Source organism: Pseudomonas sp. FeN3W (genome assembly GCA_030263805.2).
Lineage (GTDB): Bacteria > Pseudomonadota > Gammaproteobacteria > Pseudomonadales > Pseudomonadaceae > Stutzerimonas > Stutzerimonas stutzeri_G.
The window spans coordinates 3,467,437-3,485,989 of the sequence record CP136010.1 but is presented as its reverse complement, the minus strand read 5'-3'; the positions used below and the strand labels follow the sequence as shown (position 1 = coordinate 3,485,989).

At 64.1% G+C, this 18,553-nt stretch carries 17 protein-coding genes; 10 read left to right on the top strand and 7 right to left on the bottom strand.

The genetic code is table 11. The annotated features are described in order from the left end of the window. The first annotated feature begins 168 nt into the window (after window positions 1-168). Complete coding sequence (locus tag P5704_016380) at window positions 169-1,488, top strand: bifunctional DedA family/phosphatase PAP2 family protein (GenBank protein ID WOF77617.1); 1,320 nt, start codon at window positions 169-171, stop codon at window positions 1,486-1,488. Between the two features lie 41 nt (window positions 1,489-1,529). Here P5704_016380 and P5704_016375 read toward each other — a convergent pair whose 3' ends face one another. Genes P5704_016375 through P5704_016365 form a run of 3 tightly spaced genes read right to left on the bottom strand, consistent with a single transcriptional unit; the run spans window position 1,530 to window position 3,203 of the window. Continuing rightward, window positions 1,530-2,114 carry an LON peptidase substrate-binding domain-containing protein gene (locus tag P5704_016375; protein WOF77616.1) on the bottom strand — a complete coding sequence of 195 codons (585 nt, stop codon included), beginning with the start codon at window positions 2,112-2,114 and terminating at the stop codon, window positions 1,530-1,532. Window positions 2,115-2,124: 10 nt separating this feature from the next. After that, entirely contained in the window at window positions 2,125-2,835 is a 711-nt protein-coding gene (locus tag P5704_016370; protein ID WOF81260.1) for an LrgB family protein, read from the bottom strand. 5 nt (window positions 2,836-2,840) lie between these two features. Further along, complete coding sequence (locus tag P5704_016365) at window positions 2,841-3,203, bottom strand: CidA/LrgA family protein (GenBank protein ID WOF77615.1); 363 nt, start codon at window positions 3,201-3,203, stop codon at window positions 2,841-2,843. A gap of 229 nt (window positions 3,204-3,432) precedes the next feature. Between P5704_016365 and P5704_016360 the strand changes: the two genes are divergently transcribed. The 3 genes from P5704_016360 to P5704_016350 all read left to right on the top strand — a co-directional run bounded on the left by P5704_016360 (window position 3,433) and on the right by P5704_016350 (window position 6,300). Further along, on the top strand, window positions 3,433-3,888 hold the full coding sequence (locus P5704_016360) for a MaoC family dehydratase (GenBank protein WOF77614.1): 456 nt from the start codon (window positions 3,433-3,435) through the stop codon (window positions 3,886-3,888). A gap of 77 nt (window positions 3,889-3,965) precedes the next feature. Continuing rightward, complete coding sequence (locus P5704_016355; GenBank protein WOF77613.1) at window positions 3,966-5,639, top strand: C13 family peptidase; 1,674 nt, start codon at window positions 3,966-3,968, stop codon at window positions 5,637-5,639. A gap of 19 nt (window positions 5,640-5,658) precedes the next feature. Beyond that, window positions 5,659-6,300 carry an oxidoreductase gene (locus P5704_016350; protein WOF77612.1) on the top strand — a complete coding sequence of 214 codons (642 nt, stop codon included), beginning with the start codon at window positions 5,659-5,661 and terminating at the stop codon, window positions 6,298-6,300. A gap of 290 nt (window positions 6,301-6,590) precedes the next feature. Here the strand turns inward: P5704_016350 and orn are convergent, their stop codons facing one another. Next, window positions 6,591-7,133 carry an oligoribonuclease gene (gene orn / locus P5704_016345; GenBank protein ID WOF77611.1) on the bottom strand — a complete coding sequence of 181 codons (543 nt, stop codon included), beginning with the start codon at window positions 7,131-7,133 and terminating at the stop codon, window positions 6,591-6,593. Between the two features lie 28 nt (window positions 7,134-7,161). Further along, on the bottom strand, window positions 7,162-7,968 hold the full coding sequence (locus P5704_016340) for a class I SAM-dependent methyltransferase (GenBank protein ID WOF77610.1): 807 nt from the start codon (window positions 7,966-7,968) through the stop codon (window positions 7,162-7,164). 122 nt (window positions 7,969-8,090) lie between these two features. Here P5704_016340 and rsgA point away from each other — a divergent pair, with 122 nt between their 5' ends. Then, window positions 8,091-9,122 (top strand): small ribosomal subunit biogenesis GTPase RsgA, encoded by a 1,032-nt coding sequence (gene rsgA / locus P5704_016335; protein ID WOF77609.1) that lies wholly within the window; start codon window positions 8,091-8,093, stop codon window positions 9,120-9,122. A gap of 8 nt (window positions 9,123-9,130) precedes the next feature. Here rsgA and motB read toward each other — a convergent pair whose 3' ends face one another. Together motB and motA are read right to left on the bottom strand one after the other, a co-directional pair. After that, complete coding sequence (gene motB / locus P5704_016330) at window positions 9,131-10,117, bottom strand: flagellar motor protein MotB (protein ID WOF77608.1); 987 nt, start codon at window positions 10,115-10,117, stop codon at window positions 9,131-9,133. Window positions 10,118-10,126: 9 nt separating this feature from the next. Beyond that, complete coding sequence (gene motA, locus P5704_016325; protein WOF77607.1) at window positions 10,127-10,978, bottom strand: flagellar motor stator protein MotA; 852 nt, start codon at window positions 10,976-10,978, stop codon at window positions 10,127-10,129. A 165-nt stretch (window positions 10,979-11,143) separates the two neighbouring features. On the opposite strand from motA, the gene P5704_016320 reads away from it, so the two are divergent. The 5 genes from P5704_016320 (at window position 11,144) to P5704_016300 (ending at window position 18,534) form a co-directional block, all read left to right on the top strand. Further along, window positions 11,144-12,658: an HDOD domain-containing protein gene (locus P5704_016320; protein WOF77606.1), complete on the top strand. Its 1,515-nt coding sequence runs from the start codon at window positions 11,144-11,146 to the stop codon at window positions 12,656-12,658. Window positions 12,659-12,705: 47 nt separating this feature from the next. After that, the gene (locus P5704_016315) at window positions 12,706-13,521 is read left to right on the top strand and encodes a rhodanese-like domain-containing protein (protein ID WOF77605.1); all 816 of its coding nucleotides are present in this window, start codon (window positions 12,706-12,708) and stop codon (window positions 13,519-13,521) included. A gap of 11 nt (window positions 13,522-13,532) precedes the next feature. Continuing rightward, window positions 13,533-14,426 carry an archaetidylserine decarboxylase gene (gene asd, locus P5704_016310; GenBank protein WOF77604.1) on the top strand — a complete coding sequence of 298 codons (894 nt, stop codon included), beginning with the start codon at window positions 13,533-13,535 and terminating at the stop codon, window positions 14,424-14,426. Between the two features lie 141 nt (window positions 14,427-14,567). Then, window positions 14,568-16,406 (top strand): molecular chaperone, encoded by a 1,839-nt coding sequence (locus P5704_016305; protein WOF77603.1) that lies wholly within the window; start codon window positions 14,568-14,570, stop codon window positions 16,404-16,406. Window positions 16,407-16,467: 61 nt separating this feature from the next. Further along, window positions 16,468-18,534, top strand: a complete 2,067-nt coding sequence (locus P5704_016300) for an EAL domain-containing protein (GenBank protein ID WOF77602.1) — start codon at window positions 16,468-16,470, stop codon at window positions 18,532-18,534. Window positions 18,535-18,553: the final 19 nt, after the last annotated feature.

Genomic DNA, 18,553 nt, shown 5'->3' with positions numbered 1-18,553 from the left:
ATTATAGCCACCCCGACCGCCCGCGCACAGCGGCACCGGGCGAAAGGCGCTCGAATGCATACGTAGACAGCGCTACGCACCGGCCAGTACCGCGCAGTATCCTCGCGCCGAGGAAACCCGCCCCCCTTTCGTCAGGTCGAAAGGCGATCTCGATTCAAGGAAACCCGCATGAGCCAGTGGCTCGATACCCTTACCCAATGGCTCGCCGGCCACCCACAATGGCTGGGCCTGGCAGTATTGATCCTCGCCTGCATGGAATGCCTGGCAGTTATCGGATTGATCATTCCGGGCACCGTCCTCATATTCGCTGTCGCCATGCTCGCTGGCAGCGGCGTATTGACGCTCGGGGAAACCCTGCTGCTGGGCTTTGTCGGCGGACTGATCGGCGACCTGCTTTCCTATGCCCTCGGCCGGCGCTATCACCAGGGCATTCGCAGCCTGCGCGGCCTGCGCGACCATCCCGAGTGGCTGCTGCAGGCCGAACACTACTTTCAGCGCTACGGCGTAGCCAGCCTGCTGGTAGGCCGCTTCATCGGCCCGCTACGCCCCATGCTGCCAATGACCGCTGGCATGCTCGACATGCCGTTCGGACGTTTCCTGCTGGTCAGCCTGTGTGCTACGGCCGGCTGGTCCATGGCTTATCTGCTGCCCGGCTGGAGCGCTGGAGCCGCCATCCGCCTGCCGCTGGAGGAGGGTTTCTGGAGCGAAGCCGGGATCGTGGTCGGCGCGCTACTGACGCTGATCGCGGCAACCGCGTTCGGTAGCCTACGAGGCTTGCGCTGGGTCAGCGCGCTGTCGGCCGGCCTCGGCGTGGCTATCCTGCTCGGCCTGTTTTTCGGCTGGCCGCACCTGAAAGAACTCGACGAAGGCCTGCTCGCGGTGATCCAGGGCGCGCGCAGCAGCACCTTCGACCGCATCATGGTGATCGTCACCCGCGTCGGCGACTTCCATACCCAACTATGGGCTGCGGTATTGCTGTGCCTGCTGCTTCTGGTCGCACGTCAATGGCGCGCCGCCCTGTTCGCCATTCTCACGCTGCTGGGCACGGCCCTGGCCAACGGCGCCCTGAAGGCCACCTTCGCCCGTGTTCGTCCGGAAGTGCTGATGGAGCCGCTGAGCAGCTACAGCTTTCCCAGCGGGCACAGCTCAGCGGCGTTCGCCTTCTTCCTCACCCTCGGCGTACTCGCCGGTCGTGGCCAGCCACCGCGCCTGCGCCTTGCCTGGTTGGTCCTCGCCAGCCTGCCGGCGACGGCGATTGCACTCTCACGGGTCTATCTGGGCGTGCACTGGACAACGGACGTAACGGCCGGCGCCCTGCTCGCCGCCTGCATCTGCGCCGCCAGCCTGACGCTGGTGCAATGGCGCAGCCCGCTGAACGCAATGGCGCCGAGAGTGTGGTGGCTGATCCTGCCGGCCTGCCTGGGCCTGCTCGGTGCGTTCAGTGTTTGGGCTTTGCCGATGGCGATGCAGATGTACCGGTATCAATAAGGCAACGCGACGTTCTTTCGCATCACTTTGAGAGCGTGGTGCTACGCCCCATCCTGCAACCGCTCGAGCAGGCTTTGAATCTGCTCGAGCTGCAACGCAGGCTCGTCCAGCCCTAGCAATTCGATCTTCTGTTCAGCTTCGAACGGCAACAGGTAGGCCAGCTGACTGGCCAGGGCCGCCTGATCGCTCACGGCACCGCCCAGCCCCAGGGTTTTTACCATCGGATGCTGGCCCAGCGCGGCGAGCAGCACGACCAGGTCGGCGTGCCGCTCGGCCAGCGGCTGGCTGTCGGCTTCGCTGCGCCAGGCAACCTGAGCGACGGCCAGCTGGTCACGCAGCACTTCGAACGATTGCACATCGAAGCGCCGCCCGCCTTCGACCCGGATACCCAACAGGCCGTTGGGCAGCTGTTGCCAGTCGCGAATCAGCGCTTCGCAACCGATATGAGAGAACGCCGCCGGCGCTGCACCGACCTCCTTGCCCTCCAGGATATGCACCACGCCAAAGCCATGCCCGGCCTTGAGGCACTGGCTGACCATGTCGAGATAGCGTGCTTCGAAAATCTGCAGGTCGAGAAAACAACCGGGGAACAGCACGGTATCCAGCGGGAACAACGGCAATCTCATGGCGACTCCATCACAGCAGCAAGGCAACCACCAACGGCAACAGCACCGCAGTCATTACCCCCATCAAGCTCATGGCCAGGGCCGCGAACGCACCGCACTCGTCGCTTTCCTGCAGCGCCTGCGCGGTACCCACGGCGTGGGCGGTCAGCCCGAGCGCAATGCCGCGGGCCGCAGGATGCTGAACGCCAAACCGACGCAACAGTTCCGGACCGAAAATCGCACCGAGCACGCCGGTGATCATCACGAACACCGCCGCCAGCGCCACCACACCGCCGATCTGCTCGGCCACCAGCATGGCGATCGGCGAAGTGACCGACTTCGGCGCCAGGGTCATCAGGATCATGTCATCCGCGCCAAATGCCCAGGCCAGGGCCATGCCCAGCGCCGTGGCGAACACCCCGGCGACCAGCAAAGTGATCACGATCGGCCCGAACAACTCGCGAATTCGTCGCAGGTTCAGGTACAGCGGCACGGCAAGCGCAACGGTGGCCGGGCCCAGAAGGATGGTCAGCCACTGGGCGCTGACGCGGTATTCGTCGTAGGCGATCCCGCACAACAGCAGGATGCCGACGACCAGCGTCATCGACACCAGTACCGGTTGCAGGAAGACCCAGCGGGTCTTCTCGTAGGCGGCGAAGGCCAGCTGAAACGCTGCCAGGGTGATGCCCACGCCGAACAGCGGATGATGGATCAGCGCCTCCCAGGCGGCCTGCCAGTGCAGTTCGATCATGCGCCCTCCTGTTGACGTCGCTTGCGCCGGATCAGCGTCTGCATCAGCCAACCGGTGAAGACCAGCGAGACCAGCAGCGAAATCACCAGCACGCCGACGATGGCCCAGAAATCATCGAGGATCGCCTCCGTATAGGCCATCACCCCCACCGCCGGCGGTACCAACAGCAGCGGCAGGTAGCGCAACAGACTGCTCGCCGCCAACTGCAGTGATTCGCTGGCCCGGCCGCGCGCCAGCAGGCCGGCGAACAGCAGCACCATGCCGATGATGGGGCCCGGCAGCATGGGCAGGAACAGCACATTGAGCACGGTGCCGAGCAACTGGAACGCGACCAGCCAGGTCAGGCCTCTGAGCAGCATGGGAGCCTCCCGCAAAATTGCGACAGTATAAAGGGCAACGCCGGCAGGCGCCCGCGCAGCGCTATGACGGGCCATTCGCGGTGCCGATGCTGGTTTGCCGCGACGCCTGCCCGTGCTGATCTAGAGCTGTAAATGACGCAGAGCCAGTCGGCCGCTTCGGGCCCGGCACTGCCCCTCTCTAGTCAGACTGCACATCGCCGCAGCCATACAAGAACAATCAGGAGGACACATGCCACAGGTACCCGTCGCACAGCTCAAGGATTACATCGGCAAGGAACTGGGCCACTCCGAGTGGCTGACCGTCGATCAGCAGCGCGTCAACCAGTTCGCCGACTGCACCGGCGATCACCAGTTCATCCACATCGATGCCGAAAAAGCCGCGCAAACACCGTTCGGCGGCACTATTGCCCATGGCTTCCTGTCGCTGTCGTTGCTGCCGATGTTGTCTGGCGACCTTATGGTGGTGCCGGAAGGCACGCGGATGGGCGTCAACTATGGGCTGGACAGCCTGCGCTTCATCCAGCCAGTGAGGGTCGGCTCGCGGGTGCGCCTGGGACTGACGCTGATCGATGCCTACGAGAAGAATCCCGGGCAATGGCTGCTCAAGGCGCGCGCGGTGATGGAGATCGAAGGCTCGGAAAAACCGGCCTATATCGCCGAAACCCTGGCGCTGTGCGTCCTCTAAGCGGCGACTCTGCGCGATTGTCGCAGCCCGCTCGGTTTGCGGCATACTGCGGACGTTCTGCCTGAGCGGATGTCCGCATGCTGCGTCTTCTTCCCTTCCTGTTACTTGGTCTGCTCACCGCCTGCGGCGAGGGCGAGCCTCTCACCCCTGCCGATGGAGTGCTGCCGGACGGCGGCCGCTATCGCGGCGAAATCGTCGACGGCTTGCTGCAGGGCAGCGGTCGTATCGACTACCCGAACGGCAGCTACTACCTCGGCCAATTCAAGGACGGCCAGTGGCATGGCCTGGGCACCTGGCAAAGCGCAACAGGCGATCGCTACGAGGGTGAGTTCAGGCACGGCTTGTTCGACGGCCTGGGCCGTTTCAGCTATGTCGAGGGTGGCGTCTACGAGGGCGAATTCCAGGCCGGACGCATGCATGGCCACGGGCGCTTCAGCCAGGACGGCACGGTCTACGAAGGCGAGTTTCGCAACAACCTCTACCACGGCCAGGGCAGCCTGGAATATGCCGACGGCTTCAGTCATCAAGGGCAGTTCAGCAAAGGCCAGCCGGATGGACCGGGCACCCGCAGCGACGCCAATGGTCAACTCAGCGGGCATTTCAACGCGGGCAACCTGAACGGCGAAGGCAGCTTTTCGACCGAGCATGGCGAGCGCTACAGCGGCAACTTCGAGAACGATCAGTTTCATGGCCAGGGACGCTACGAGGACAGCGAGGGCAACGCCTGGAACGGCACCTTCGTCCACGGCGAACTGAGCGGCACCGGCACTTACGTTGCCAGCGATGGCAGCCGCTACAGCGGGCAGTTCCGCAACTGGCGCTACCACGGCCAGGGCCGTCTCGATCGCGCAGACGGTAGCTTCTATACCGGCGGTTTCCGCCACGGACACTTCGACGGCGAGGGCGTACTGACCCAAGCCGACGGCACCGAGCTGCGCGGCAGCTGGCGTAATGACCGACGCGTCCGCGACGAGCAGGCAGACGCGCTATCGGACCCGCTCGAGCTCGCGCTGCTGGGACAAGGCTCGCTGCTCGAGCGTGCGATCAGTGCGCTACCGCCTTCCAGCCCTGCCCAGGACCTCTATACGCTGACCGTGGCCGGCGATGGCCGGCAGAGCGTGTTCATGCGCGAAACCGATTACGTACAGAAGCTGCTCGCCGAGCGTTTCGCCGCCCATGGCCAACTCAGCCTGGTCAACCACCGCGACCATCTCGTCGACCGGCCGCTGGCGACCCGGGAGAACCTGACCCGAGCGATTCGCGCGCTGGCCGAACGCAGTGGCGAGGAAGACCTGATCTTTCTCTATTTCACCAGCCACGGTTCGGCGGACCACGAACTGGTGCTGAACCAGCCGCGTCTTTCGCTGGACGACCTGCCGGCAGCGGATCTGGCGCAACTGCTCGCGCCGCTCGCCAAGCGCAAGGTCATCCTGGTGATCTCGGCCTGCTATTCCGGCGGTTTCATCGAGCCACTGAAGAACGAGCAGACGCTGATCATGACCGCCGCCCGCGCCGACCGGGTGTCCTTCGGCTGCTCCGAGCAGAGCGACTTCACCTACTTCGGCCGCGCGCTGTTCGCCGAAGCGCTGCAGGAAACCGACGATATCGTGCAGGCCTTCACGCTGGCCGCAGCAAAAGTTGCCGAACGCGAGCAGGCCGACGACTATCAGGCATCGGAACCGCAAATTTGGGCGCCGGAAGCGGTCGTCCAACGCTGGCAGGAGCTGCAGCAGCGGCGCGCCACCCAATGATCGCCACAGGAGCAAGACCATGTATTTGACGCCACAGCGCATTCTGCTTGCCGGCGCCACCGGACTCACTGGCGAGCACCTGCTCGATCGCCTGCTCAACGAACCCACCGTCGAACGCGTGCTGGCGCCCACACGCAGGCCATTGGCGGCCCATCAGCGCCTGGAAAACCCGGTCGGAGAGCTGCTGGCGTTGCTGCCAACGCTGGGCGGCGAGATCGACACGGCCTTCTGCTGCCTGGGCAGCACGCTAAAGCAGGCCGGTGGCCAGGAGGCGTTCCGCGCCATCGATCATGATTTGGTGCTGGCGGTTGCCCGCCGGGCTAAGGAGATGGGCGCGCGTCACTTGCTGGTGATCAGCTCGCTGGGGGCCAACCCGGACAGTTCGATCTTCTACCTCAAGGTCAAAGGCGAAATGGAAGCGGCGCTGCAGCAGCAGGACTGGCCACAGCTGACCATCGCCCGCCCCTCTCAGCTGATCGGTCCACGCCTGGAGCCACGGTTGAGCGAACGTATCGTGGCGCCCCTGTCGCAGCTGCTGCCGGGCAAGTACCACGGCATCGAGACCTGCACGCTGGCTCGAGCGCTGTGGCGGCTGGCGCTGGAAGAAGGCGACGGCGTACGCATCGTCGAATCGGATGAATTGAGGAAGTTGGGGAAATAAGCTGCAAGCCCGCGTAGGGTGGATGTCGCTTTTTACATCCACCGTGGCTCCGCCCGCCGGATCGGTGAAGCGTGATCCGGCCTACAGCTGGAAGCTGGAAGCTGGAAGCTGGAAGCTGGAAGCTGGAAGCTGGAAGCTGGAAGCTGGAAGCTGGAAGCTGGAAAGAGTTTGGGGGTGGCGTTAAAGCTGTCAAGCGCAACGGCGGGTCGCAACCCGCCCTCTGCCTGAAGCGAGTTCGGCTCACAAGCTTTTTTCTTCCAGCTTCAAGCTTATGGCTTCGAGCTGCTTTATCAGACCTTGATGAAATGCTCGCGGTAATGCCGCAGCTCGGCGATGGAATCGCGGATGTCGTCGAGCGCCAGGTGCGTGCCGCTCTTCTTGAAGCCTTCCATGATCTGCGGCGCCCAGCGTGCCGCCAGCTCCTTGAGCGTCGATACGTCCAGATTGCGGTAGTGGAAGTAGGCCTCGAGCTTCGGCATCTGCCGATAGAGAAAGCGTCGGTCCTGGCAGATGCTGTTGCCGCAGATCGGCGACTTGCCCTTGGGCACCCACTGCTCGAGGAAAGCCAGCGTCGCCTGCTCGGCCTCGGCGGTGGAAATCCTGCTCTCACGCACACGCTGGGTCAGGCCCGAGCCGCCATGCTGACGAGTGTTCCACTCGTCCATACGCGCCAGCGTTTCATCGCTCTGGTGCACCGCGATCACCGGCCCTTCGGCCAGCACGTTGAGCTGACTGTCGGTGACGATGGTCGCCATCTCGATGATGACGTCGTTATCCGGGTCCAGACCGGTCATTTCCAGGTCGATCCAGATCAGGTTCTGCGGGTTCTGCATGGCGGGCTCCTTGGCTGTGCGGCGCAGTTTAGCCGCTCGTATCGGCGCCGTCAGGTGTCGCGCCACCGGGGTACCAGATCAGCAGCCGCGAGCGGCGCCAGTCATTCAGTTCCTGCACTTCGAGCGGCTCGACGCCTGGCACCGCGAAACTGTTGCTGATCAACCGCGCGCCGGGGCGCATCTCGGCGTGTGCCTTGTCCCACAGGGCGGCCATGGGTGCGGGTGAGAGGAAGCAATAGACCACGTCGTACTCGGCGAGATCGACCCGCCACAGGCTGAGCAGGCGAATATGGCAGTTGCGCCGCGGCAGGCAGCGCAGCCAGGACAGCGCGAAGGTCAGCGGCGCGGTTTCCACGCCGATGAACTGCGCCGCCGGAAAGTCCCGCGCCAACCGCGACAAGGTGCCGGCCAAACCGCTGCCCAGGTCGATATAGCGAAAATCCGCCGGCAGCTCGTTCAGCCTGTTGCGCAACTGGCGCTCGGCTTCGCGGCCAGTCAGATAGAGCGGCACGCGCTCGGTGAAGGCGTTCCAGTTCAACAGCAACAGCAACGTGAACGCGCCCAGCGGCAACCAGCCCGGCACGTCGAAATCTCGCAGCAGCACCAGGCCCGGAACGAACATCAGGTTGATCGCCAGCCACCAGGCCGACAATCCGAGCCGAGCCCCGATCAGCGCCGCCAGACAGCCCTGTGCGACGGCCATGAGGATAAGGCCGGGGCGCACACCCAGCACGCCGACCAGCCCGAGCACCAGCAGCCAGACCAGCAACAGTGCCAACAGCTGGGCCAGCAGCGCACGCAGGATGGGCAGGCGAGTGAACAGGGTGGCGGACATGACCGGCAATCATCGGCGACGAAGGCCGCAGTCTAACCGCCCGCCCCGGCCTCATACAGGCCGAAGCCGCCACAGTGCAGCATGCTAGACTCGCTCCCCCACCTCAGAGACAGCCCGACTCCATGGCCAAACGCCAACTCAACCGCCGGCAGAGCTGGCGTATCGAGAAGATCCAGGAAGAGCGCGCCGCCCGCGCCGCGCGTCGCGAAAGCCGTGCACTCGAAGAGCTCGAAGGCGGCGATCTCGGCCCGGAGCAGACCGGACTGGTCATCGCGCACTTCGGCGTGCAGGTCGAGGTGGAAGCGCTGGAAGGCGAACACAGCGGGCAGGTCTTCCGCTGCCACCTGCGCGCCAACCTGCCAGCCCTGGTCACCGGCGATCGTGTGGTCTGGCGCCCGGGCAACCAGGGCATCGGCGTCATCGTCGCGCAATTGCCGCGCCATTCGGAACTCTGCCGCCCGGACACCCGTGGCCAGCTCAAGCCCGTGGCGGCGAACGTCGACCTGATCGTGATCGTCTTCGCGCCGCTACCCGAGCCCCACGCCAACCTGATCGACCGCTATCTGGTCGCCGCGGAGCACGCTGGCATCACGCCGTTGCTGCTGTTGAACAAGGTCGACCTGATCGACGAGCAGAACGAAGCCGCGCTGAATCGCCTGCTGGAGGTCTATCGGCAGCTGAACTACCCCTTGCTGGAAGTCTCGGCCCACGGCGGTGGCGGCATGGATGCGCTCAAGGCGCGGCTCGACGGCCACGTAAGCGTCTTCGTCGGGCAATCCGGGGTAGGCAAGTCTTCGCTGGTGAACAGCCTGCTGCCGGGTGTCGACACCCGCGTCGGGGCGCTGTCGGAAATGACCGGCAAAGGCACCCACACCACCACCACGGCACGCCTGTTCCACTTTCCCGGTGGCGGCGAGCTGATCGACTCCCCCGGCATCCGCGAATTCGGCCTCGGCCATGTCAGCCGTGCCGACGTCGAAGCGGGTTTCATCGAATTCCAGGATCTGCTCGGGCACTGCCGCTTCCGCGACTGCAAGCATGATCGCGAACCTGGCTGCGCGCTGCTCCAGGCGCTGGAAGACGGGCGCATCCAGCCACAACGCATGAGCAGCTACCGACACATTCTCAGCAGCCTGCCAGAGCCGGATTACTGACCTGGCGCTCAGCCCTCGCCGGGCTGACTGAACTGCAGCACGCCATCTTCGAAGATATTCAGCCGCTCCCGCAGTTGCTGCGGCTGCAACGGTTCAGTCGTAGCCGGCGGGGCGTCCGTGGCTTCGGCCGCATCGGATGAATCCACGGCAGCGGGCTGCTCACCTTCGATCGAACGCTGCGCCTTCTTGGTCAGCACCAGGATGTCGATGCGCCGGTTGACCGGGTTGAACGGGTCCTCGCGATCGAACAGTGCCGACGAGGCGTAGCCCACCACTCGCGCGATCTGATCTTCCGGGTAACCACCGATCACCAGCGTGCGGCGTGCGGCATTGGCGCGCCCGGCCGAGAGCTCCCAGTTGCCGAAGTCGCCGCGCCCCGAGTAAGGCTTGGCATCGGTGTGCCCGCTGATGCTGATCTTGTTCGGCACCGCGGCGATGGTGTCGACCAGCGCCAGCAGGATGTCTTCGAAGTAGGGCTGCAACTGGGCGCTGCCGAGGGCGAACATGGGCCGGTTCTCGGCATCCATGATCTGGATGCGCAGGCCGTCCTGGGTGATCTCGAAGAGAATCTGGTCCTTGAACTTCTGCAATTCGGGATTCTCGTCGACCTTGTTCTGCAGCTCCTGCAACAGCAGATCGAGGCGTTCACGCTCCAGCTGTTCGGCAAAGGTTTCCACCTGATCGCTGTCGACCTGCGCTTCGCTCTGGGCCGGCTCCAGCTCAGCGTTGAGGGTGCGATCCGGCGAGGGGGTCGGCGTGCCGCCCAGGTCGATGACGTGCGGGCTGGCGCTCTCGGTGAAGCCGATCGGATCCTGGAAGTAGCCGGAGATGAGTTTCTTCTGCTCTGGCGTCGCCGAGCTCATCAGCCACATCACCAGAAAGAACGCCATCATCGCGGTTGCGAAGTCGGCGAAGGCGATCTTCCAGGCGCCACCGTGGTGGCCGCCCGCGACCTTCTTGACCCGCTTGACGATGATCGGTTGGGTGTTGTCCATGGTGAACCTTTAGGCGCCACGCATGGCTTGTTCGAGCTCGGCGAAGCTCGGGCGGTGCGCGGGATAAAGAACCTTGCGCCCGAACTCGACGGCCAGAGTCGGCGGCATGCCCGAGGCCGAAGCGACCAGCGTCGCCTTGATCGCCTCATAGACGTTCAGCTCTTCCTTGGCATCGTGCTCCAGCGCGCCAGCCAGCGGACCGAAGAAGCCATAGGACGCCAGAATACCCAGGAACGTACCCACCAAGGCCGTAGCGACCTTTTCACCGATCTCGGCATTCGACGCTTCGGCAAGGATCGACATGGTGATCACGATGCCCAGAACGGCGGCGACGATACCCATAGCCGGCAACCCGTCCGCAATCTTGCTGACCGCATGAGAAGGATGCTCCAGCTCTTCCTTCAGGCTGGATATTTCCATGTCGAACAGGCCTTCGAGCTCATGCGGTGCCATGTTGCCCGATGACATGATGCGCAAATAATCGCAGACGAACGCGGTCATCCGCTCGTCCTGGAGGAAGCCCGGGTACTTGCTGAACAACGGGCTTGCAGCAGGGTCTTCCAAGTCCGCTTCGATGGCCATCATGCCCTCGCGACGGCTCTTGTTGAGGACCCCGTAGAGCAGACTAAGAACTTCCAGGTAATAGGCATGGGTGAAGCGCGTGCTGAACATCTTCAGCGACTTCTTGAACACAACCATGGTGGTGTTGCCGGGGTTTGCCTGTAGAAAGCCACCTAACGCCGCACCACCGATGATCATCACCTCGAATGGATGGATAAGTGCGCCGAGCTTGCCGCCAGAGAGAATGAACCCGCCCAGCACACTCGCGAACACAACGATAATCCCGATTATTTTGACCATAGGAGGTACGTCTAAACCTGGTTACGAGCCGCCCGGATCGAGGGCAAATAAACGCCCCGAATCGCCACCAGACGACCTTGCGAAAGGAATGTTGGAAGAATTGTTCTGGTTATCGGAACTTTTGCGCCAGACTAAAGGCCATCCCGATGAAAAGCTAGTTCGGCCATGACCACCACATCTCCGCTGCCACGCACGATACCCGCCTGGATCAAGGCCCTCGACGATGCTCCCCTGCCCGCGTTTGCCAGCGTCCATGGCAAGGTGATACTGGCGCTGCGTGACAGCAGCAAGTCGATGCGGCAGATCGCCGAACTGATTCAGGACAGTCCGGTGCTGGCGCTGCGTTTCATCCAGGAAGCCAATCGGGACATCGGCGATAGCCAGCCGGCCGAAAGCCTGGAGGTCGCGCTCAGCCGCATCGGCCTGCAGCGCGCCGAAGCGCTGTTGGCGCGCATTCCGGCCATGGAGGCGGCCGACATGCCGCAGCCGCTGCGGCAACTGGTCTTGATCAGCCGCCACGCCAGCCAGCAGGCCAACGGCCTGTTCGCCGCCCGCCTCGCACGGCTGTGGCAGGACATTCACTGGGGCAGCCTGCTGTTTCTGGCACCCGCCTGGGCATTGGTCGGTGCCTATCCGCATCTGCTCGACAGCTGGGAGCAGCGGGTACTGGTCAAGGGCGAGCCGGCCAATAGGGTCGAGCGCGAGCTGCTCGGCGTATCGCTGCTGGAGCTGTGCCAAGGGCTTGCCGAGCATTGGCGGCTGCCGGACTGGATCATTCAGGGTTATCGCCTGCTGGATTCCGATCGGCGCCGGCTGGTCAAAGCCCTGCACATCGCCCACGACAACGAGCACCCATTGCATCAACAGCAGATGCTTGACGCCGATCCGGACCTGCGCCGCTGGCTGACGCTACCGAGCAACACCATTGTGCTGGCCAACGGCCTGGCACTGTCCTCGCACCATAGCTGGAGCGGCGTACACAGCCTGCGCTGGCAGCGCCTGGCGGGCTTGTATCTGCAGGTGCCGCTCGCCGATCTGGAGCAGATGGTGCACCAGCAGGCGGCGACCAGCGCCCGGGAGATCGGCCGGACCGATCTCTGGCATCCGGCTCAAGGCCTGCTGTGGCCTACCGGTACCCGCTTTCAGGTGTTGCGTGCTGCGCCAGTAGCAAGCGACGCCGATCTGGCCGAATGGCGCGAGCACTGTCGCCGCCTGCTCAGCGAGCCGACGCCGTTCAGCAACGTCTTGCAGCTGACCGCTACCGCCAGCCAAGCCCTTGCCTGCGCAGGCATGCAGCGCGCACTGGTGTTGCTGTTCGACCGAAAGCAGAACCGCCTGGTCGCCCAGCAATCGGCCGGCCTGCCAAGCGATGCTGCGCGACTTACCCTCACCCCCGAGCAGAGCCAGATCGTGCGCCGCCTGCTGGAAAAACCGGCACAGCTGCGCCTGCAGCCGGCCAACATGGCACAGTTCTCGGCCTTGCTGCCCGGCAGCCTGAAAGCGCTTTTCAGCGGCGAACATCTGCTGTTGCGCTCGCTGGGCATCGACGGGCGCGTGCTGATGCTGGTGGTTTCCGACCAGAACGGCGCACCCTTCTCCGACACTACCCTGCAAACATTCGCTAAAACAACGCAGTGCATCGAGCGCGCATTGGCTACCTTCAGCAGGCGCGGGGTCTGAGCTTTTTCGCTAGACTTCGCCCCTTCTACGACTAGATGAGGGCTGCCGTGCCTGCCTTTTCCAACCTGCCGCTGGTGATCGAGCCAGCCGACCTGGCCGCACGCCTGGACGCGCCGGAGCTGATTCTGGTCGACCTGACCAGCGCCGCCCGTTATGCCGAAGGCCACCTGCCGGGCGCTCGCTTCGTCGATCCCAAACAGACCCAGCTCGGCCAGCCGCCAGCACCGGGGTTGCTTCCGGATATTGTGCAACTGCAACAGCTGTTCGGCGCACTGGGTCATAAGCCCGACGCGGTGTACGTGGTGTATGACGACGAAGGCGGCGGCTGGGCCGGTCGTTTCATCTGGCTGCTCGACGTGATCGGCCATCACCGCTACCACTACCTCAACGGCGGTCTGCACGCCTGGCGCGGCGAAGCCCGACCGCTGACCCAGCAGTTACCCGAGGCGGTGCCCGGCCTGCCGAACCTGACGCTCGACCCCACGCCGACCGCAACCCGCAGCTACATCGAAAGCCGCCTTGGCGCAGACGATCTGGTGATCTGGGACGCGCGCTCGCCGGCCGAATTCCGTGGCGAAAAACTCTTTGCCGCGCGGGGCGGCCACATTCCCGGGGCAATCAACTTCGAGTGGACCGCCGCCATGGACCCCGCTCGCGACCTCCGAATCCGCGAGGACATCGCCGAGCAGCTGGAGGCATTGGGCATCGTCCCGGAAAAGGAAGTCGTCACCCACTGCCAAACCCATCATCGTTCCGGCCTCACCTACCTCCTGGCCAAAGCGCTCGGCTACCCACGCGTCAAGGGCTACGCCGGCTCCTGGTCCGAGTGGGGCAACCTGCCTGATACACCGGTGCAGCAATGAAAAGGACCCACATGAAAGATCGCCTGTTCGTCATCAGCCAGTACGTGCTGCCCCATCACCTCATCTCCCGCCTGGCCGGCAGCCTGGCCGAGTGCCGGCTGCCGTGGGTGAAGAACACCTTCATCAAGTGGTTCGTCCGGCATTTTCAGGTCGACATGCACGAGGCGCAGGTCGAGGAGCCCACCGCCTACGAACACTTCAATGCCTTCTTCACCCGTGCATTGAAGGACGGTGCCCGCCCGCTGGACAGCACGCCCGGCGCCATCCTCAACCCCTGCGACGGCGCCATCAGCCAGCTCGGAAAGATCGAGCAAGGTCGCATATTCCAGGCCAAGGGCCACAGTTACAGCGCCATGGAACTGCTCGGCGGCGATCACGAACGTGCCGCACCGTTCATGGGCGGCGCGTTCGCCACCGTCTACCTCTCGCCCAAGGATTATCACCGCGTGCACATGCCGGTCAGCGGCACGCTGCGGGAAATGGTCTACGTGCCAGGGCGCATCTTCTCGGTCAACACGGTGACGGCGCAGGGCGTGCCGGAGCTGTTCGCACGCAACGAACGGGTGGTCTGCCTGTTCGACACCGAGCATGGGCCAATGGCCATGGTGCTGGTCGGCGCAATGATCGTCGCCAGCATCGAAACCGTCTGGGCAGGGCTGGTCACGCCACCCAAGCGTACCTTGAAGACCTTCCGCTACGACGAAGCGGCGCGCGCGCCCATCCATCTTGAGAAAGGCGCCGAGATGGGTCGCTTCAAGCTGGGTTCGACAGTGATTCTGCTGTTCGGGCCGGAACAGGTGCGCTGGGCTGAACAACTGGGCCCGTTGAGCCCGGTGTGCATGGGCGAAGCACTGGGGCAGGCGACATCCAACCCAACCGTCACCGAATCGCTCGAAACCCTCTGATTCCCGCCCCAACGACGTTCGGCAGCCCATAACTGCCGAACGTCGGCTAACATCATGAAGCCATCATTTAGTCCTGCCCACTGCGGCAGATATTGATAGAGTTCTCATTAACCATGCCCTGACCGCCGCGGAGCCAACCGTTTGGATAGACAGAGCCATCATCTGCTGCTGCGCGCACCAGCGCCTACCCGGCAGACCCTGTCCTTCTGCGACGCCAGCGTGCGCGGCGTAACCCGCTGGCTTACTGGCTTGCCGAAAGCCAACATCGGCGAAACCGCGCGCCAGCTCTACCAGGCGCTGATCGAACTCAATCAACTGCGGATCGCCACGGAAACCCGCCTGCAGATCCTGGAACTGCTGCGGCCGGACGTGCAGTTCGTCTGCACCCAGCTGGAAAAGCACTTCGTCAACCAGCCAATCGTGCTCAGCGAGCGACCGCGCAAGGTCGCCGGTCTCTGTCAGGCGCTGCAGAATCACTTGGCGGTCGGCTACAAGCTGATCGTGGTGCGCGTGGTATCGCAACCCGAGCGCGATCGTCATCAACTGCTGTCGATCGCGCTGCAACGCGCCATTCACAGCCTCGGCGCCTTGCTGATCCGCTCCACTCAGCTGTACAGCCCGGCAGCCGCCGGGTTGTGGCTCGAACTGCACCAGCTCTATCAACTGGCGGTCGAGCATGGCACCGAGCGCCTGCTGCTGCGCGACCCGCTGGCGCGACACTCCAAGGATCTCACCGCTGAACAGAGTTATCTGGCAGCGCTGCTGCTCGGTTGCGCGCGCTGCAACCAATTGCGTCAGCAGAGCATCGTCAAACTGGCCGCAGCGCTGGAGGCCTGGGGCGCCATGGCGCAGATCCAGGCGGCCAGTTCAGTCAGCAGCCTTTTCCTCCTGTCTCCGCTGGTGGACGGGCCGCCGCGCTACCGCTCGCTGTTTCCCGACAGGAATCAGCAGAACCTGCTCGGCATCGATACCCGGATGCTGGTCAGCGTCATCGATGAACACCTGCGCCTGGCCCCCGACAATCGCCGAATGAGCCGTCTTCCGGCCGCCGCAGGACTCGACGACGATCTGCTGCGCCACCTGAGTTCGGCCTGGGGCGCCATATCCGAACGAACCTTCCAGCGCACGCCGGCAAAGGGCACGCTGACGCTGTGCATCGGCATGACCGCGCTACACTATCAACTCGCCGGTCAGCGCGCCTTCAACGAAGTGCTCGAGCTGCCCGGCACCTCGAATCGCGCGGTCTTCAAGCTGCACAACGGCGCCGCGGATGTCTGGGCCAACGCCTTCGACGCACAGAGCACCAGCATCGAACTCCTGCCGGGCCACGACCACATCGAGTTCGTCAGACCCGATGTTTCACGGGCAGCGCCAGCGACCAGAACAACTGCGCCAGCACCGGCGAAAGACAGATCCACCAGCAACGAAGATCATCCGATCTATCAGGTCCAGTTGGTCGACCATAGCCCCGGCGGTTACTGCCTGGCCTGGGAAGGTGAGGTGCCCAGCCTGCTGCAGACCGGCGAACTCTTGGGACTGCGAGAAGACACCGGGCAAACCTGGAGCGTCGCCGTTGTGCGCTGGATTCGTCAGGTGCGCGGCGGCAGCACGCAGCTGGGCATCGAACTGATCGCACCGCAGGCCAAGCCCTGTGGTCTGCGCCTGCTGCGCAAGGTCGACCAAGGCAGCGAGTACCTGCGCGCCCTGCTGTTGCCGGAGATAGGCGCCATCTCCCAGCCGGCAACGCTGATCGCGCCACGCCTGCCCTTCCAGGAGGGGCACAAGGTTCAGATCAACCGTAACGGCGAGGAAGAACGTGCCGTGCTGAACCAGCGCCGAGCGACCACGGGCAACTACAATCAGTTCGAATACCGCTCCCTTGGCCAGGTCGTGCCGGAGCGAGAGACGCCTGTCACAGGCTGGAAAACCCACACAGCAGGCGGGGATGAAGATTTTGACTCACTCTGGAAGTCGCTGTAGATTGCCGAGTCTCGCATTCCTGCCTGCCCGCGCCGCTTTGGCGCGCACTTAAGCTGTTGCCATGGTCCTGCAAAAGAAAACCATCCGCCTGCTGATTCTCGAAGACTCGCAGAACGAGGCCGAGCGCCTGGTCAGCCTCTTCCGCAATGCCGGACAGGCGACCCGGGTGCATCGACTCACCTCCAGCGACGATCTGGCCGAAGCCCTGAAGCAGACCTGGGATCTGCTGATCAACGCACCGCAGAGCGAGAATCTCGACCCCAGCGAGGCAATCAGCGCCATTCGCCGGCAGGCCAAGGACATCCCGATCCTCCAGCTCACCGCGAGCAACGACGCCGAAGCCATCACCGAAGCGCTGATGCTCGGCGCCCAGGATGCCCTGCCGCAGGGCGAGGACGAATGGCTGCTGCTGGTGGCCAATCGCGAACTGGCCAATCTCGAAGAGCGCCGCGCGCGCCGCTCAGCGGAAGTGGCCCTGCGTGAAGCGGAAAAACGCTGCCAGCTGCTGCTCGACAGTTCGGTGGACGCCATTGCCTATGTGCACGACGGCATGCACATCTATGCCAACCGCGCCTACCTCGAGCTGTTCGGCTACGACGACGTGGAAGACCTGGAAGGCATGCCCATGATCGATCTGATCAGCGGCGCCGACCAGAGCCGTTTCAAGACCTTCCTGAAGAACTACCAGAGCATGGAAGGCAGCGCCGAACTGGGCTGTGGTGGCGTGCGCGCCGATGGCGACACGCTGAAGACGCGCATGCATTTCTCGCCAGCGGCCTATGACGGCGAGCCCTGCATTCAGGTGGTGATCCGCGCCGAGAACGACAGTGCCGAACTGCAGAAGCTGCGCGAGATCAGCAGCCAGGATCCGGTAACCGGCCTGCTCAACCGCAACAGCTTCCTCGAAGTGATGGACGCCGCGGTAGAGCGCGCGGTCAACGCCAGCCAGCCCGCCAGCCTCGCCTACATCCGCGTCGATCGCTTCGCCGCGCTGCAGGCAGACATCGGCCTGAGCGACTCCGACCAGTTGCTCAACCAGCTCGCTACGCTGCTGCGCGGCCACTTCCCCGGCGAAGCTCAGCTGGCTCGCTTCGCCGATGATGTCTTTGCAGTCCTGCAACCCGGCGTCATTCCGCAGCAGACCGAACCGGAACTGCGCAAGCTACTGACCAAGGTCGAAGGCCAGCTGCTCGATGTCGGCGGGCGCACGGTGCAAACCACCCTCAGCATCGGCGTTGCCGGCCTCGACGAGAAGACCGCCAAGGCTCAAGAGGCGATCGAGCGCGCACACCGCTGTGCCGATGAGCTGAGCGACGGCAATGCGCTGAAGCTCTACAACCCGGCCGACGAACTGGCGGCAGCGGCCAATCGCGGCGATATAATCGCGATGCTCAAGCAGGCGTTGGAAAGCAACAGCTTCCGCCTGCTGTTCCAGCCGATCATCAGCCTGCGCGGCGACAGCTTCGAGCATTACGAAGTGCTATTGCGACTGCTCGATCCGCAGGGCGTGGAAGTCCCACCGAACGAGTTCCTCAGCACCGCGGCCGACGCCGGCCTAGCGGCCAAGATCGACCGCTGGGTCATTCTCAACTCCATCAAACTGCTCGCCGAGCACCGCGCCAAGGGCCATCGCACGCGACTGTTCCTGCACCTGTCCGCCGCCAGTATCCAGGACCCCAGCCTGTTGCCCTGGCTCGGCGTCGTGCTCAAGGCTTCGCGCCTGCCAGGGGACTCGCTGGCCTTCGAGTTCGGTGAGGCCGATGCTGTCGCCTACCTCAAACCGGCCAAAGCGCTGGCCCAGGGACTCAACGGCCTCGGATGCCGCACCGCGCTCGCCCAGTTCGGCTGCATACTCAATCCATTCAATACGCTCAAGCATCTGGATGCCGAGTTCATCAAGGTCGATGGCTCCTACACCCAGGATCTGACTCGCCAGGAAAACCAGGAAGCGCTCAAGGCCCTGCTCGCCGAATTGCACGAGCAGCAGAAGCAGAGCATCGTGCCTTTCGTCGAAAGCGCGACCGTGCTGGCCACGCTGTGGCAAGCCGGCGTCAGCTACATTCAGGGCCACTACCTGCAGGGCCCGAGCCAGTCGATGGATTACGACTTCGCCTCCGACGAGGAGTGATCGCCGCCGGACTGGCAAG

Bases quoted from the DNA above. Each gene is read 5' to 3' on its own strand.
- P5704_016380 (WOF77617.1), top strand. From the start codon at position 169: ATGAGCCAGTGGCTCGATACCCTTACCCAATGGCTCGCCGGCCACCCA.
- P5704_016375 (WOF77616.1), bottom strand. From the start codon at position 2,114: ATGAGATTGCCGTTGTTCCCGCTGGATACCGTGCTGTTCCCCGGTTGT.
- P5704_016365 (WOF77615.1), bottom strand. From the start codon at position 3,203: ATGCTGCTCAGAGGCCTGACCTGGCTGGTCGCGTTCCAGTTGCTCGGC.
- P5704_016360 (WOF77614.1), top strand. From the start codon at position 3,433: ATGCCACAGGTACCCGTCGCACAGCTCAAGGATTACATCGGCAAGGAA.
- P5704_016355 (WOF77613.1), top strand. From the start codon at position 3,966: ATGCTGCGTCTTCTTCCCTTCCTGTTACTTGGTCTGCTCACCGCCTGC.
- P5704_016350 (WOF77612.1), top strand. From the start codon at position 5,659: ATGTATTTGACGCCACAGCGCATTCTGCTTGCCGGCGCCACCGGACTC.
- orn (WOF77611.1), bottom strand. From the start codon at position 7,133: ATGCAGAACCCGCAGAACCTGATCTGGATCGACCTGGAAATGACCGGT.
- P5704_016340 (WOF77610.1), bottom strand. From the start codon at position 7,968: ATGTCCGCCACCCTGTTCACTCGCCTGCCCATCCTGCGTGCGCTGCTG.
- rsgA (WOF77609.1), top strand. From the start codon at position 8,091: ATGGCCAAACGCCAACTCAACCGCCGGCAGAGCTGGCGTATCGAGAAG.
- motB (WOF77608.1), bottom strand. From the start codon at position 10,117: ATGGACAACACCCAACCGATCATCGTCAAGCGGGTCAAGAAGGTCGCG.
- motA (WOF77607.1), bottom strand. From the start codon at position 10,978: ATGGTCAAAATAATCGGGATTATCGTTGTGTTCGCGAGTGTGCTGGGC.
- P5704_016320 (WOF77606.1), top strand. From the start codon at position 11,144: ATGACCACCACATCTCCGCTGCCACGCACGATACCCGCCTGGATCAAG.
- asd (WOF77604.1), top strand. From the start codon at position 13,533: ATGAAAGATCGCCTGTTCGTCATCAGCCAGTACGTGCTGCCCCATCAC.
- P5704_016300 (WOF77602.1), top strand. From the start codon at position 16,468: ATGGTCCTGCAAAAGAAAACCATCCGCCTGCTGATTCTCGAAGACTCG.